The sequence below is a fragment of the Azospirillum sp. B4 genome (genome assembly GCF_000333275.1).
Taxonomy (GTDB): domain Bacteria; phylum Pseudomonadota; class Alphaproteobacteria; order Azospirillales; family Azospirillaceae; genus Nitrospirillum.
The window spans coordinates 1-15,176 of the sequence record NZ_BACU01000532.1 but is presented as its reverse complement, the minus strand read 5'-3'; the positions used below and the strand labels follow the sequence as shown (position 1 = coordinate 15,176).

General features: G+C 68.1%; 12 protein-coding genes. 9 read left to right on the top strand and 3 right to left on the bottom strand.

Going from position 1 to position 15,176, the window contains the following annotated elements; translation table 11 throughout:
- Positions 1–17: 17 nt before the first annotated feature.
- The 9 genes from I55_RS33435 to I55_RS23850 all read left to right on the top strand — a co-directional run bounded on the left by I55_RS33435 (position 18) and on the right by I55_RS23850 (position 11,830).
- Positions 18–887 carry a TonB-dependent siderophore receptor gene (locus I55_RS33435; protein WP_148293932.1) on the top strand — a complete coding sequence of 290 codons (870 nt, stop codon included), beginning with the start codon at positions 18–20 and terminating at the stop codon, positions 885–887.
- On the top strand, positions 863–2,236 hold the full coding sequence (locus tag I55_RS23885; protein WP_049974439.1) for a TonB-dependent siderophore receptor: 1,374 nt from the start codon (positions 863–865) through the stop codon (positions 2,234–2,236). The genes I55_RS33435 and I55_RS23885 overlap by 25 nt, the downstream gene beginning before the upstream one ends.
- On the top strand, positions 2,233–2,511 hold the full coding sequence (locus tag I55_RS23880) for a hypothetical protein (RefSeq protein ID WP_044563138.1): 279 nt from the start codon (positions 2,233–2,235) through the stop codon (positions 2,509–2,511). The genes I55_RS23885 and I55_RS23880 overlap by 4 nt, the downstream gene beginning before the upstream one ends.
- A complete protein-coding gene (locus I55_RS23875; RefSeq protein WP_044563137.1) occupies positions 2,508–4,118 on the top strand; it encodes a PepSY domain-containing protein in 1,611 nt (536 codons plus the stop codon). The genes I55_RS23880 and I55_RS23875 overlap by 4 nt, the downstream gene beginning before the upstream one ends.
- Positions 4,111–4,419: a DUF3325 domain-containing protein gene (locus tag I55_RS23870; RefSeq protein WP_044563136.1), complete on the top strand. Its 309-nt coding sequence runs from the start codon at positions 4,111–4,113 to the stop codon at positions 4,417–4,419. Before I55_RS23875 ends, I55_RS23870 begins: the two co-directional genes overlap by 8 nt.
- Positions 4,420–4,911: 492 nt before the next feature.
- Complete coding sequence (locus I55_RS23865; RefSeq protein ID WP_044563135.1) at positions 4,912–7,125, top strand: TonB-dependent receptor; 2,214 nt, start codon at positions 4,912–4,914, stop codon at positions 7,123–7,125.
- Between the two features lie 95 nt (positions 7,126–7,220).
- Complete coding sequence (locus I55_RS23860; RefSeq protein WP_044563134.1) at positions 7,221–8,939, top strand: hypothetical protein; 1,719 nt, start codon at positions 7,221–7,223, stop codon at positions 8,937–8,939.
- 184 nt (positions 8,940–9,123) lie between these two features.
- A complete protein-coding gene (locus I55_RS23855; protein WP_083901380.1) occupies positions 9,124–10,350 on the top strand; it encodes a pyridoxal phosphate-dependent aminotransferase in 1,227 nt (408 codons plus the stop codon).
- Between the two features lie 25 nt (positions 10,351–10,375).
- Positions 10,376–11,830: a hypothetical protein gene (locus I55_RS23850; protein ID WP_044563132.1), complete on the top strand. Its 1,455-nt coding sequence runs from the start codon at positions 10,376–10,378 to the stop codon at positions 11,828–11,830.
- Positions 11,831–11,843: 13 nt separating this feature from the next.
- Here the strand turns inward: I55_RS23850 and I55_RS23845 are convergent, their stop codons facing one another.
- From I55_RS23845 to I55_RS37850, 3 genes are all read right to left on the bottom strand, one after another.
- Entirely contained in the window at positions 11,844–12,329 is a 486-nt protein-coding gene (locus I55_RS23845) for an Lrp/AsnC family transcriptional regulator (protein WP_044563131.1), read from the bottom strand.
- Positions 12,330–12,444: 115 nt separating this feature from the next.
- Positions 12,445–12,930, bottom strand: coding sequence for an Lrp/AsnC family transcriptional regulator (locus tag I55_RS23840; RefSeq protein ID WP_044563130.1), 486 nt, complete (start codon positions 12,928–12,930; stop codon positions 12,445–12,447).
- Between the two features lie 5 nt (positions 12,931–12,935).
- A complete protein-coding gene (locus I55_RS37850) occupies positions 12,936–14,873 on the bottom strand; it encodes an ornithine cyclodeaminase family protein (RefSeq protein WP_199902699.1) in 1,938 nt (645 codons plus the stop codon).
- Between the last annotated feature and the right edge of the window lie 303 nt (positions 14,874–15,176).

The window sequence follows — 15,176 nt, the reverse complement described above, 5'->3', positions numbered from 1 at the left end:
AATGGGGGAGTCATCAGGTGAAGAGGATTGTGAAGCCGGCGCGCTGGTGGGGCGCCTACTTCTTGGGAACGGTGGCGCTGGCAGGGTTGGCGCCGGGCATGGCGGCGCGGGCGGCTGAGCCTGCCGACGCCGCGTCGGCGGATGCGACGATGGCCGAAGGTGCCTCCGAGGGAACCGGGGACCCCGTCGCCACCGTGGACGTCTATGCGGACCGGGAGAAGGACCGGACCGTCACCGCCAAGCTGCCCATGACGCCGCATGAACTGCCGCAGTCGCTGTCCGTGCTGGGGGTGGAGCAGTTGCAGGAGCAGAAGCTGATCACCCTGGACGACGCGTTGCGCCAGACGCCGGGTGTGATCGTGGAGCCCATCGACGGCAACCGCGTGAATTTCTATTCCCGCGGGTTCGAGATCACCAACCTGCAGTTCGACGGCATCCCGACCACCATGGACGACCGAATCTTCGCGCCGCCCGACCTGGTGGTCTTCGACAAGGTGGAGGTGCTGAAGGGCCCCGCCGGCCTGCTGTCCGGCTTCGGTGGCCCGGGCGGCGCCATCAACCTGGTGCGCAAGGCGCCGCTCAGCACCACGGCGGGCTATGCCAACCTGACCGTCGGGTCGTGGGACAATTATCGCCTGGAAGGGGATTTCACCGGTCCCCTGAATGACAGCGGCACGGTCCGCGGTCGCCTGGTCGGCACATTCCAGGAACGGGACACCTTCCAGGACTGGACGCACCAGAAGCGCCTGCTGGGCTACGGCACCGTGGGCGCCGACCTGACACCCGACACCACCGCCACCGTGGGCGTCTACCGGCAGGAGAATGACTACAAGGGCGGCTGGAACTGCCCGGCGGGATCAATGTGGCCGGTGGCAAGTACGTGCTGAGCCTGCTGAACGTGCCGCGCTCCACCTCCCTGGGGGAGAAGTGGAACGACGATGAGTTCACCACCACCGGCGCCTTCGCCAATGTGGAGCATCGCTTCGGTAACGGCTGGCACGTCAACCTGGGCACGCAGTACCTGGACAACGTGATGGACCGGGTCATGGCCTATGCCTACGCGCCAGTATACGCCGGCCAGAACACCACCACCCTGTATGCGCAGAAGGTACGCTACGACCAGTCGCAGGCCGGCACCGACATTTCCGCCTCCGGCCCCTTCACCCTGTTCGGCCAGGTGCATGAAGCGGTGATTGGCGCCAGCTACGAGCGTACGGAATTCCGTGCCCGCTCAGCCAACGGCTATGACACCAACGGCAACATCTGGTCTGCCACCGTCAACGTCAACTCCGCCGTGGCGACGGCGGCGGAGCCGGTGTGGGCCGCCTGGCAGCGGGACAACACCACCCTGACCCAGACCTACAGCACCTATGGCGCGGTGCGGCTGCGTCTGCTGGACCCGCTGCGCCTGATCGCCGGGGTACGCGCCACCTGGTGGGACACGGCGGTCGACACCGCCATTCCGGCCAACACGGCGCGCAGCACGTCGTCCATCAATGGCAAGGTAACGCCCAACGCCGGCCTGGTCTATGAAGTGACGCCGGCGGTGGCGCTCTACACCAGCGTGACGCAGGTGTTTCAGCCCCAAGACTATACCGACGCCAGCGGCAAGGTGCTGAAGCCGCTTCAGGGCATGCAGTATGAGGTCGGCACCAAGGTGGACTTGCTGGACGGCCGCCTGCACAGCAGCCTGGCCCTGTTCCATGTCGATGAGGAGAACCGCGCCCAGGCCGACACGCGCTATCCCAACCAGTCCATCTACCTGGCCCAGGGCAAGGCGCAGAGCCAGGGCTTGGAACTGGACCTCACGGGCGAGGTGCTGCCCGGATGGACCGTCACCGCCGGCTATGCCTACACCTTCGCGGAGAACCTGGACGACAGCGAGGCCGATAGCAGCGCCTTCAGCGCCATCGCGCCCAAGCATTCGTTCAAGCTGTGGACCAACTACCGTCTGCCGGAAAGCCTGGACAAGCGCTGGACCATCGGCGGTGGCGCCACGGTGCAGTCGGCCATGTCCAACACCTTCCCCACCCTGGGCAATGCCGTGCTGACCCAGGGCGGCTACGCCGTGTTCGACGCCCGCGTCGGCTTCGACGTCACGGAGAAGGTCAGCGTGGCCGCCAACCTTAAGAACCTGTTCGACCGCACCTATTACCAGCGCATCGGCACGCCACAGTCCGGCAACATCTATGGCGAACCCCGGTCGGTGATGGTGACCCTGCAGGCCAAGCTGTGACTGCCGGTAATCTCCATACCGTGGCGCGGGTGCTGGCGGCCATCGCCGGCACCTACGCCCTGGCCTGGGGCTTCAGCGCGCTCGGCGCCGTGGCGGGCGCCCGCCTGGGCATGGCGCCGGCGGAGGCCACGACCCTGTTCGGCCTGCTGGCCCTGCTGGCGGTGCCGGCCGTCGCGCTGTGGGCGCTGGCCACGCGGCGGCTGGGACGGACCTGGGCCGTGCTGGCCGTGGGCGGTGTCGCCATGACCCTGCTGGCCCGGGGAATGGCGCCATGAGTAAACAGGAAAAGGGTAAGGGGGGCCTGCGCGCCCTGCTGCTGTGGCCGCACACCTGGATGGGCGTCACCCTGGGCGGCCTGCTGGTCCTGATCTTCTTCATGGGCTCGCTTTCGGTGTTCGCGCCAGAGATCGACCGCTGGATGATGCCCGCCACCCGCCTGCCGGCGCCAACGGCGCCCATCTCCCTGGACGCGACGATGCGCCCGCTGCTGGAGCAATTGCAGGCGCCGGCCCTGGCGCAGGGCGGGAGGGCGCAGGGCTGGATGGTGGAGATGCCGGAGGAGCGGGTGCCGGTCGCCTGGCTGCGCGTCCGCACCACCCAGGGGATGGAACAGGCGCTCGTCACGGCCGATGGGCGGCGCCTGCCGCCGCCGCAGACCCTGGGCGCTTCCGGCTTCTTCTATCCACTGCACTACTGCCTGCTGCTGCGGCCGGGCTTCGTGGGCTATTGGATCGTGGCGCTGGCCGCGGTGGCCATGCTGGCCGGCCTGGTTTCCGGTGTCGTCGTCCACGCCCGCCTCTTCGCCGACTTTTTCACCTTCCGCCCCCGGGCGCGGCCGCAGCGGGCCTTGCTGGACCTTCACAACCTGCTGGGGGTGTTGGCCCTGCCGTTCCACCTGATGATCACCTTCACCGGCGTGGTCATCGTGCTGCCCATCGTCCTGCCGTCGGGCGTCAGCGTCCTGTACGACGGCAACCTCACCCGCTTTTATAATGAGGCTGTCGCCGCCTATGACCGTCCGGCCGCCGGTGTGGCGGCACCGCTGCTGCCCCTGGATCCCTTGGTGGTCCGGGCCAAGGCGATGTGGCAGGAGGGGGGCGGCAAAGAGGCGCGCGTGGCCCAGGTCACGGTGGTCCATCCCGGCGACGCCGCCGCCTATGTCCGTGTCACCCGTTTCAATGACGATCGCGTGACCTTGCATAACCAGCCCATCGTCTTCGACGGCGTCACCGGCGCCCTGCTGCTGCGGGGCGCGCCGGGACCGGTGGTGGCGGCCCAGCGCTTCATGGCCGGCCTGCATGTGGTGCACTTCGACCATTGGACCCTGCGCTGGCTGTATTTCCTGCAAGGGCTGGCGGGGGCTGTGCTGATCGCCACCGGCCTTCTCTACTGGCTGGAGAAGCGGCGGGCGCGGCATGGCCAAGGGCTGGCCGGCTGGCGGGTGGTGGCGGCCACCACCTGCGCCACCACCACCGGCCTGGTCATCGCCACCTTGGCCATGATGGCGGCCAACCGCCTGATCCCCGCCACCCTGGCCGGCCGCATGGGGGAAGAGGTGGGGGTGTTCTTCCTGGTATGGGTCGGCACCGCCGTCCACGCCGCCGTGCACCTGCGCCGCCATCCACAGCCGCCCTGGGCGGGGCACGCCTGGGCCATCGCCGGCCTGGCCGCCTTGTGCGTGGTGGCCAACTGGGTGACCACCGGTGACACCCCGTGGCGGGCTTGGGCCCTGGACCGGCACGCCGTGCTGGGGGTGGACGCGGGCTTGGCCGTCACCGTGCTGCTGGCCGTCGCGGCTGCCCGCCGCCTGGGGGCCGCCCGGCGTCGGCAGGCGGCGCCGGTGACCGGCGGGCAATTGCTGAAAGGGGCCAACAATGCCTGAGGCGCCCTTCCTGATCGCGGTCTTCGCCCTGGCCTACGCCGGCATGGCCCTGGCCGCCCTGGGCCTGGACCGCCACTGGCGTGACCTGGTGGACCCCCGCCGTCCCGCCAGCCGACGGCAGGTGCGGTGCCTGCGGGCCGGGGCCATCGCCTGCGGCCTCGCCGCCCTGGCGCCGGCCCTGGCGTGCGACGGGATGGCCATCGGCCTGCTGTTGTGGATCAGCGCCCTGACGGCCGGTGCCCTGGCGGTGGGCGCCACCCTGGCCATCCATACCGTGATGATGGCCAAGCCGCGGGCCTGAGCCGTCATTTGGAAACGGCGGATCCCCGTGAAGCCAGCATAGCTTATGCGCACCCGTCCGTGCTGACGGAATACCATGCCTGGAGGATGGTGGCGCCGGGGCGCCTCGGCAGGGGCTGCCACCCCCTGCCAGCCCTTCCAGACCTCACCTTGGTATTCGCGTTTTAGAGATAATCTATCCGGGATCCGGTCCACGGCTCGCATTGGAATGCCGGCTTCAGCCCTTAAGCCGGTGTACAGTTTCACCCATCCCCCTCTGAGCCATCCGTTTGATGCCGCCGATCAGGGGCGTCCGGCAGAAAATTTCCGCACCGCACCCTCGGGGGATAAAATTTTCTCCCCGGCCGGCCGGCGACCCCCCAATTGGGAAAGAAAACCCCGCCACCGCCGGTATCATAAATTATCTTTTTTGCCTCACCGGATAACAAAACCCCGCAAGTGTTGGTGGTGGCGGTGGGCGCTTATAAGAACAGGGGGTAGTAATATGAAGGGTATGAGTGGTATCCGGGCGCTGCTCGCCACGACTATTCTTGGCACGTTTTCCTTCTGGGCCATGCCTGGCCTGGCCGAGGGTGCCGCCACCGATGACAGCCTGGACGACCTGCAGGAAATCGTCGTCACGGCGCAGAAGAAGTCCGAGCGTCTGATGGACGTGCCGGCCTCCGTCGCCGTGGTCAACACCCAGTCCCTGCTGCAGACCAACAGCACGCAGCTGCGCGACTTCTACGCCCAGGTGCCGGGCCTGAACGTCACGTCCAGCGGCAACGGCCGCACCACCATCGCCATCCGCGGCATCACCACCGGCGCTGGCAACAACCCCACCGTGGGCCTGACCATCGATGACGTTCCCATCGGCTCGGCCACCAGTTCCGGTCTGGGTGACGCGGTCGTGCCGGAAATCGACCCATCCAGCCTGCAGCAGATCGAAGTTCTGCGCGGGCCCCAGGGCAGCCTGTACGGCGCCAGCTCCATGGGCGGCCTGATCCGCTATGTGACGGCGGCCCCCAGCCTGACGGAGACCTTCGGCCAGGTGGCCATCAGCGGCTCCACCGTCGCCCATGGCGGCGAGGGCGGCGGCGGCCGGGCCTACGTCAACGTGCCCATCGTCGAGGACAAGCTGGGCCTGCGGGTCAGCGCCTTCGCCCGCATGGACCCGGGCTACATGACCAACGTCAACAGCGGTCAGACGGAAACCAACGTCAACCGCACGGAAGGCGGCCGCGCCACCCTGCTGTGGCAGATCACCCCCAGCGTCAGCTACCAGGCCTCCGCCACCTACCAGCACATGACGGCCGGCGGTAACGCCAACGAATATGTGACTGTGAACCGCGTCCCCATCTCCGGCGACTATACCCAGGCGCCCATTTCCGGCCTGAACACCGGTTACCTGGACATGGGCATCTACAACGGCAACCTGAAGGCTGACCTTGGGTTCGCCAACCTGGTGGCCGTCACCTCCTACAGCCACACGGTGTTCAACGGCCCGCAGGATACCACCGGCACCTTCGGCCGCTATCTGGGCTACTTCTTCCCATCGTCGGCGCTGCCGGCGCTGGGCACCGGCATCTACAACTATTACCAGACGAACAAGCTCAGTCAGGAACTCCGCCTGGAATCCCAGCCGGGCGGCATGATCGACTGGATGGTCGGCGGCTTCGCCACCAACGAAGATAATTTGAACCGCCAGACCGTCTACGTCGCCGACAAATCCACCGGCAAGAACGTCGGCTTCCCCGATCTCTACACCGTGTTCGGTCCGGCGCATTACCGGGAATACGCCGGCTTCGGCTCCGCCACCTACCACTTTGACGACAAGCTGGACTTCACCTTCGGTGGCCGGTACAGCCGCCAGTTCCAGGAGAACGCCAGCGAGGTCGGGGGCGTGCTGCAGGGCGACACGACCTACAGCGACCTGCATTCCAACACCAGCGTCTTCACCTATTCGCTCGGGCCGCAGTATCACATCACCAAGGACATGATGGTCTATGGCCGCGTGTCCACCGGCTACCGCCCCGGCGGCCCCAATGACGCGCCGGGTGAGCCCGCCTCCTACAATTCCGATACCACCACCAACTATGAGGTGGGTTTCAAGGGTGTCATCATCGATCGCCTGCTGACGGTGGACGCCGCCCTGTTCGATATCGAATGGGACGACATCCAGCTGCAGGCGGCCTCGCCCTCCGGCTTCTCCTACATCCAGAACGGCGGCACCGCCCGGTCGCGGGGTGCGGAACTGAGCCTGACCCTGACGCCGTCGGAAGGCCTGAGCGTGGTGGCCAACCTGGGCTACACCGACGCCACCCTGACCGAGGACATCAAGACCTCCGGCCTCTATGGACTGAAGGGCCAGCGTCTGCCGTACTCCGCCAAGTTCAGCGGCAGCCTGTCGGCCGACCAGAAGTTCCGCATCATGGACGGCTTCACCGGCTTCGTCGGCGGCACCGTGTCCTATATGGGCAACCGCTACGGCGTGTTCCCCACCAAGTCCACCGGCCAGCGTTTCTTCATGCCGTCCTATGCGACGGTGGACGTGCGCGCCGGTGTCACCCATGACGACTGGAACCTGTCGGTCTACGGCAAGAACCTGGGTAACGAGATCGCCTTCGTCTCAGGTAGCCCGTTGGATACCATCACCCGCACGGGCACCTATTCCGCGGCCATCATCCAGCCGCGGACCTTCGGTGTCACGATCAGCAAGGACTTCTAAGGTCCAAGCTGAGGTCAGCGCTTAAAGGGCCGGTCCGGTAGTGCCGGGCCGGCCCTTCCCACGTCAGTACTGAAAGAACAACAGGGGCACGGGCGATGCGGCATCTCAAAATTGGCGGTCTGGCGGCGCTGTTGGCGCTGTCCGTGGCACCGGTGGCCCTGGCGGCGCCGGAACCGCACCTGACCGTGACGCTGAAGCCGGCCCCGGCCGACGGCGCCGGCACCGTGCCCTTCGTCGACGTCACGGTGGAAATCCCCGCTGTCGCGGCCGCCGCCGGGGCCCCCCTGCTGCGCCTGCCGCTGGTGACCAACAACGTCAAGAGCGTGGCCGAGACGCTGTCCAACCTGGCGGCCGCCGATGCTGGCGGGCCGGTCGAGCTGGCAGCCAAGGATGATGCCGACAGGCCCACCCGGGCCTATCGCCACTGGACGGCGGCGCGTTCCGTGCGGGGCATGCTGACCGTGCGCTACCGCGCGCCCATCACCACCCTGGCCAATCCGCGCGGCGCCGCCCCGCCCCTGGAGCTGCGCACTGACGGTGGCGGCTTCTCCGGCGCCACCGACACCTTCCTGATCCTGCCGGACACGGAGACGGCCTACGGCATGGCCATCCGCTGGGATCTGTCGGCTTCCGGTCCCGGGGCGGCCGGCGTGTCCAGCTTCGGCACGGGCGACGTCACCTCCGCCACCGCGCTGAAGCCGGAGGAATTGGGCGCCACCTACGTCATGGGCGGTACCGTCCACCGCTATCCCGACGTGCCGCCCAAGCAAGGATTTTTTTCCGTTTGGCAGGGGGACCCGCCCTTCGATGGCCGCGCCCTGATGCAGTGGACCGAGGCGCTGTACCACCATTACCTGGGCTATTTCAAAGCGGTGGGCACGCCGCCCTACGGCGTGTTCCTGCGTCCCAACCTGGTGAACGCTGGCGGCGGGGTGGAACTCAACGGCTCCTTCATCGGTACCTTCGATCAGAAGACCGACGTGAAGCAGTTCAAGTTCACCCTGGCGCATGAGATGGTGCACACCTTCATCGGCTCGCTGGACGCGCCGCAGGGCCTGGCTTCCTCCTGGTTCGGGGAAGGGCTGGCGGTCTACTACCAGAACCGCCTGCCGCTGCGCGCCGGCATGGTCACGGGCGATGAGTTCCTGAAGGACCTCAACACCACGGCCGCCCGCTACTACACCAATATCCTGAACACCACGCCCAACAGCGTAATCCCGGAGCGTTTCTGGGCCGACACGCGGGTGCGGGTGCTGCCCTATGATCGCGGCGCCCTGTACTTCGCGCTGGTGGACGGGGAGGTGCGCAAGGCCAGCCACGGCAGGCGCTCGCTGGACGACCTGGTGCTGGCCATGCTGGCGCGGCGGCGCCACGGCCAGCCCATGGACCATGACGCCTGGGTGGCCGTCGTCAGCAAGGAGTTGGGGGAGCGGGGCAAGGCGGAGTTGGAGGCCATGTTGAACGGCGCCCTGGTGCTGCCGGACGACGACACCTTCGGTCCCTGCTTCACCCGCACCACGGCACCCTTGCGCCGGTATCAGTTGGGCTTCGATCCCGAAGTGCTGATCGAGCCCAAGCGCGTCATCCATGGCCTGATCCCCGGATCGGCGGCGGAGAAGGCGGGCTTGCGCGATGGCGATGAGATCGTGAAGCCCGTGCCGCAGGACGGCATCCAGGCCGACCAGCAGGCGACGCTGACCCTGCAGATCCGCCGCGACGGCCAGATCTTCCCCGTCACCTACCTGCCGAGGGGCGAGACAGTGGAGGCCTATCAGTGGGTGCGCCGGCCCACCGCCCCCGCCAGTTGCAAGTGAGCCGGCAAGGGGACGATTAGCTTATGCGTGGCCGCCGCGGACCGCCGCATAAACTAACCGCCGGCCCCGCACCGGCCCTGGGCATTCGCAAAAAAGCACCCGCCACGCTGACTAGAATTAGGCATCGCAGGATCGCTGGGGCCCCGACCGGGCCCGGGTTCCTCGCCCGGATAGGAAGTACGCCTTGAAATCTGCCGATAAATCCGTCGGTACCGCATCCCCCGCCAACACTGGTCCTGCCGCCCCTGGCGGCGATTTTTTCGCGGCGGCGCAGTATTCAGACTGGGTACGGGGCTCCCTGCGCGCGGTGGCCGGCCGGCCCAATGCCATCGCGCTGTACGACAGCACCATCAGCGAGCCGTCCGACCTGCTGGCCCGCCTGGTGGCCACGTCGCTGGTGACCACGGATGACGCTGGCGCGCCCCAGCTCAGCGACCGCTACGTCAGCGTGTTCGCCAACGGCAACCGCTTCCTGGTCGACGCGCTGTGCGCCCGCTATGGCGAGACGCCGGAGCGCCTGCAGACCACCACCGGTGTCACCGGCGCCCTGCAGTTGATCCTGCGCGCCCTGGTGAAGCCGGGGGAACGGGTGCTGGTGGAGAACCCGGGGTTCACGCTGCTGTCCAACCTGGCGGAGGAGGCCGGCGCGGCGGTGGAAGGGCTGGACCGGCCGGCACCCGATTTCGGCATCGACCCCGCCCAACTGGCGGCCGCGCTGATGCCGGACACCCGCCTGGTCATTCTGACCAATCCGCACAATCCCACCGGCGTCTTCCTGGACCACGCCACCCTAAAGGCCGTGGCCAGGGCGGCCGGTACGGTGGGCGCCCTGGTGGTGGTGGACGAGGTCTATGGCGACTTCGCCCGCCGGCCCTCCGCCGGGCTGGCGGCCAGGCTGGCCCCCAACATCATCAGCCTGGCCAGCCTGACCAAGGTGTTCGGGCTGTTCGCGCTGAAGTGTGGCTGGATGGTTGCTGCACCTGAGGTGCTGACCCGCATCCGCGCCGGCCAGCCGGAGGGTGACGTGGGGGTGTCCAAGCTGGCCCACGCCGTGGCGGCCCACGTGATGGAAAGCGCCGATACCTTTGACCGGCACTGGCAGGCGGTCATGACCGCGACCACGCCGGTGCTGCGGCGCCACGCCGCCGCCCTGCAGGCGGAGGGCCTGATCGAGGGCGCGGTGCCGGCCGCCGGTTGCCTTTACTTTCCCCGCATCGTCGGGGTGGCCGACACCATGGCCCTGACGCGCTATCTGTGGGACCAGGCGGATCTGCTGGTGGCGCCGGGTGAGTATTTCGGTTTGGCTGGCCATGTCCGCGTGGGCTACGCGGGCGATGCCGACACGCTGGACCGGGGGCTGGCCCGGCTGCATGCCGGCCTCAGGGCGTGGCGGGCGGGGCAGGGGCGCTGACGGAATAAGACAGGGGGCGGGGGACATGCGGGCAGGATTTCGGTACGGCATCAGCGCGCTGGCCCTGGCTCTGGCGGCCGCGTGTGCCGGCCAGGACAAGGCCCCTGCCGCCAGCCAGGGCGTCAACCAGCGGATCGTGGTCGCGGGCAAAGTCCTGCGCTACACCGCCGAGGCCGCGACCCTGGACTTGACGGACGCGCAGGGCGTGGTGCGCGGCCACGTCTTCTATGTCGCCTATCGCGTGCCGGGGCAGGCCAAGCGGCCGGTGACCTTCCTGTGGAATGGGGGACCCGGCGCCAACTCCACCCTGCTGCATTTCGAGGCCTTCGGGCCCAAGCGTCTGGAAGGCGGCGCCCTGGTCGACAATGCGGAGACCCTGCTGGGGGGCAGCGACCTGGTGTTCGTCGATCCCGTCGGCACGGGCTTCAGCCGCCCGGCCACGGCGGAGGATGGCCAGCGTTTCTACAGCACGTTGGGCGATCTGGCCTCCGTCACCGACTTCGTCCAGGCCTGGACCAAGCGCCATGCCGCGGCCGGCACGCCCCTCTACCTCATCGGCGAAAGCTATGGCGTCTGGCGCGCCGCCGGCGTGGCGGAGGCGCTGGAGAAGCGGGGCCAGCCGGTGGCGGGCGTGGTCCTCATCTCCGGCGGCATCCCGGTGGGGCCGGTGCTGCCCAAGGAACTGACCACGGCGCTGAAGCTGCCCGGCCGCGCCGCCGCCGCCCAGATCCACGGCCGTCTGCCGGCCAGCCTGGCGGCGGGCACTCCGCAGGCGACGGCGGACGCCACGGGCACCTGGGCGGAGCAGACCTACGCCCCGGCGCTGGCGCACCTCGGTGACCTCAACGCCCAGCAGAAGGCGGCCCTGGCCCAGGACGTCGCCCGCCACATGGGTGTGGACGCCGGCTTGGTGGATAGGACGACGCTGACCGTCTCCTCCCGCCAGTTCCTGAACAATCTGCTGCCTGGCCGCCGGCTGGACACCTTCGACATGCGCATCAGCACGCCGACGGGGCAGGGTGAGGGGGCGGAGCCCGGCGGCCCCGTCATGGTGCGCTACCTGCGCGAAACCCTGGGCTTTCGCACCGACCTGCCCTATCTGGGCCTGGAGAAGGACACCGATCCCACGGCCAAGGCGGTGGGGGAGCAGTGGGACTACAATTCCGGTGACACCTCGCCCGCGGCCTTCGCCGCCGCCATCGCCGCCGCGCGGGCGGGCGAGGGCCCGCCCGGTTCCGAACCGTGGATCCGGCGGGCGATGGAGATGGACAAGAACCTGCGCGTCTTCGCCGCCGCCGGCCTGTACGACAGCCTGAACAGCTGCGCGGCCAATGAGATCCTGAAGACCAGGCTGCAGCCCGGCCTGTCCGCCCGGCTGTCGGTCAACTGCTACGGCGGCGGCCATATGATGTACCGCGATGCCGAGGCGCGGGTGCGCCTCAGCGCCGATCTTGCCCGGTTCATGGCCCCTCGACCCTGAGGGGTTATTTTATTCACTGGAAGGTGCGGGGCTTCAGCGGCACGGCCGTGGTGTGCTTGGCCTCCGACAAGGTCACGATGGACCGGATGTCCTGCACACCCGGCAGCTTCATCAGGCTACTGAAAATGAATTCCTGATACCATTTCACATCCGGCGCGACGACCTTCAGCAGGATGTCCATCTCCCCGAATACGGTATAGCATTCAAGGATCTCCGGAATGTTCTCCACCCCCCGGAAGAAGGTCTGACGTTCCTCGTCCGACAGTCGGGCCATCTTCACCTGGGCGAAGATCTGCATGTGGAAGCCCAGCTTCTCCCGGTCGACGATGACGACCTGGCCCTTTATGTAGCCGTCATCATGCAGGCGCTGGATGCGGCGCCAGCAGGGGGATTGGGATATCCCAACCTTTTCAGCCAGTTCTGCCGTTGTCAGCGATGCATCCCTCTGCATCAGCGTCAGGATTTTCATGTCTATGGCGTCTAGTTCGGCAGCCGGCATATCCTATGTGTTCCCCTGTCCGTTCCCGCATCGCCCATGGGGTCTTTCGCCCCTGCTTGGCATAAATCTACCCACTTTGGCGTGGCGTCGATAGTGCCATGCGCGCGATCCGCGTTTACTGGAATTTGCGGGGCGTCAAGGGGATGGCCGTGGTGCTCTTGGCCTCGGACAGGGTGACGATGGAGCGGATGTCCTCCACCCCCGGCAGCTTCATCAGGGTGTTGAAGATGAACTCCTGGTACCACTTCACATCCGGCGCCACGATCTTCAGCAGGGCGTCCATCTCACCGAAGACGGTGTAGCACTCCAGCACCTCCGGGATGTTCTGGATGCCGCGGAAGAAGGTCTCCCGCTCCTCCTCCGACAGGCGCGCGATCTTCACCTGGGCGAAGATGTGCATGTCGAAGCCCAGCTTCTGCCGGTCCACCAGCACGACCTGGGACTTGATGTAGCCCTCGTCATGCAGGCGCTGCACCCGCCGCCAGCAGGGGGATTGGGAGATGCCGACCCGTTCCGCCAGTTCCGCCGTCGTCAGCGAGGCGTCGCGCTGCATGTGGGTCAGGATCTTCATGTCGATGGCGTCCAGTTCCGCGTTCGCCATGGCCGTCAATCCCTTCGCAGCAGGGGCCAGGCCGCCGCCAGGTCCTGCACCACGTGGCCCAGGGACTTGTACAGCGTCACCTGTTCCGCCGACTGCCGGCCGTCGACCTTGCCACCCAGCACCTCCCCGATCTCCGCCACCACATGGGCCTCGTCGATCAGCCCGGCCGCCTTGGCCCGTAGGAACTCCGCCCCCTGGCGCAGCACATGCTCCCGGCAATCGGCGATGAAGCGCGCGCGGATGACCATGTCATGATCCACCTCCGCCGGGCCGGCGATGCTGGATCCCACGACGTTGACGTGACAGCCCGGCGGTACCCAGGCCCCCTGCAGGATGGGCTCCCGCGCGGCGGTGACGGTGCAGACGATGTCGGCGTCCACCACCGCCTCCTGCGCGCTGGCCGCCGCGCGCGCGGGCAGGCCCAGTTCCTGTCCCAGGCGGGCGGCGAAGGCGGCGGCGCGGCCGGGGTGGCGGCCCCAGACGGTGACGCGGCCGAGGCGCCGCACCCGGGCGATGGCTCGGGCGTGGGTCAGCGCCTGCTCACCGTAGCCCAGCAGCGCCATGGTCTTGGCGTCTTCCCGGGCGAGGGCGTCGGTGGCGACGGCGCTGGCCGCCGCCGTGCGGATGGCGGTGACCTCCCCGCCGTCGACCACGCCCAGGGGCCGGCCGCTGTCGCGGTCGAACAGCACGATGACCCCCTGGTGGGAGGGCAGGCCCTTGTCGAAATTGTCGGGGAACACGGCCACCAGCTTGGCGCCGAAGGGCCCGTCCCCATGAGGACCAGGGGCCAACGCGCCCGGCATGACGCCGAACATGTGCCCGTCATCCAGGGCCAGCACGCCCCGGGGCAACTGCTGCGTCTCCCTGTTAGACAGGGCGGCCATGGCCTGGCGCACGATGGGGATGCAGGTGTCGTAGTCCAGGCGCGCCGCCACCTCATGGCCATCGACCATGGCCAGGGACGGGGCGGGCGTGGGCCGGGCATGCTCAAACAGCCAGGCGGTGGCGGCCAGATCCTGCACGGCATGGCCCAGGGACTTGTAGACGGTGACCTGCTCCGCCGTCTGGCGGCCGGGCGCTTCACCCGCCAGCACGGCGCCGATCTCCGCCGCGATGTGGTCGTCGCCGATGGCGTCGGCGGCCTTGGCGCGCAGGAACTCCCCGCCATGGACCAGCACATGCTCGCGGTGGTCGACGATGAAGCGGCTGGCCGCCACCAGGTCGGTGTCGACCTCCGCCTGGCCCGGGCCGCTGGATCCGACGACGTTGACATGGGTGCCCGGGGCGATCCAGGCGCCGCGCAGCACCGGGTCGGTGGCGGCGGTGACGGTGCAGACGATGGCGGCCTGGGCCACCGCCTCCACCACGCTGTCATAGGCCTGGGTGTCGATGCCGGTCGTGGCCTCCACCTCCGCCGCGAAGGCCCGGGCCTTGGCACCGTCGCGGCCCCAGACGCGGATATGGCGCAGGCGCCGCACCGTCCGGATGGCCTGGACATGGGCCAGGGCCTGCCGGCCGATGCCGACCAGCGCCAGGGTGTCGGCGTCCGGCCGGGCCAGGATGTCGGTGGCGACGGCGCTGGCCGCCGCGGTCCGGATGGCCGTGACCTCCGCCGCGTCCGCCAGGCAGACGGGGCGGCCGCTGGCGCCGTCGAACAGCACCACCAGCCCCTCATGCGCCTTGCGGCCCCGGGCGTCGCTGTAGACGCTGACCAGCTTGGCGCCGAAGTAACCGGGCCGCTCGCCACCCACGAAGGCCGCCGGCATGATGGCGAAGGTACGGCCGGCGCCCAGGCTGATGAAACTGCGCAGCTGCTGGCGCACCCCGTCGGTGCTGAGCGCCACCATGGCCTGGCGCACGGCGGGAAGGGCGGCCTGATAGGTCAGGCTGGCCCGCACGGCGGCGGCATCGAAAACGGCAAGGCCGGTTGGCAGGGTGCCCATGTTTCTGTCCCCGAGATCCTGTTCCACCATCACCTTAGGGCAGGGACACGGGTTTTTCTTTCCGGAGTTCCGCGCCAAGCTGCCAATGTGCCGGTAAAATTTGCGCCATGTCGGTATATGTTCGGATGGTTTATGCAGGGAAACGGGTAAAGCCGGTGGGAAACTCCGCTGACTTCAGGGCTCACGCACGGAAGGATTATCGCGTCCTTTCCCGGTATGGGTATATCCATGCGCCATGCGCGTGGTCGCGGGATAAATTTTCCATACAGCCGTCGAGCAAGCGCAAATTCCCGAAAATGCCCC

What these genes read in the sequence shown, in the direction of transcription:
- I55_RS23865 (WP_044563135.1), top strand. Translation starts at nt 4,912, where the DNA reads ATGAGTGGTATCCGGGCGCTGCTCGCCACGACTATTCTTGGCACGTTT.
- I55_RS23850 (WP_044563132.1), top strand. Translation starts at nt 10,376, where the DNA reads ATGCGGGCAGGATTTCGGTACGGCATCAGCGCGCTGGCCCTGGCTCTG.
- I55_RS23860 (WP_044563134.1), top strand. Translation starts at nt 7,221, where the DNA reads ATGCGGCATCTCAAAATTGGCGGTCTGGCGGCGCTGTTGGCGCTGTCC.
- I55_RS23845 (WP_044563131.1), bottom strand. Translation starts at nt 12,329, where the DNA reads ATGCCGGCTGCCGAACTAGACGCCATAGACATGAAAATCCTGACGCTG.
- I55_RS23840 (WP_044563130.1), bottom strand. Translation starts at nt 12,930, where the DNA reads ATGGCGAACGCGGAACTGGACGCCATCGACATGAAGATCCTGACCCAC.
- I55_RS23870 (WP_044563136.1), top strand. Translation starts at nt 4,111, where the DNA reads ATGCCTGAGGCGCCCTTCCTGATCGCGGTCTTCGCCCTGGCCTACGCC.
- I55_RS23875 (WP_044563137.1), top strand. Translation starts at nt 2,508, where the DNA reads ATGAGTAAACAGGAAAAGGGTAAGGGGGGCCTGCGCGCCCTGCTGCTG.
- I55_RS37850 (WP_199902699.1), bottom strand. Translation starts at nt 14,873, where the DNA reads ATGGGCACCCTGCCAACCGGCCTTGCCGTTTTCGATGCCGCCGCCGTG.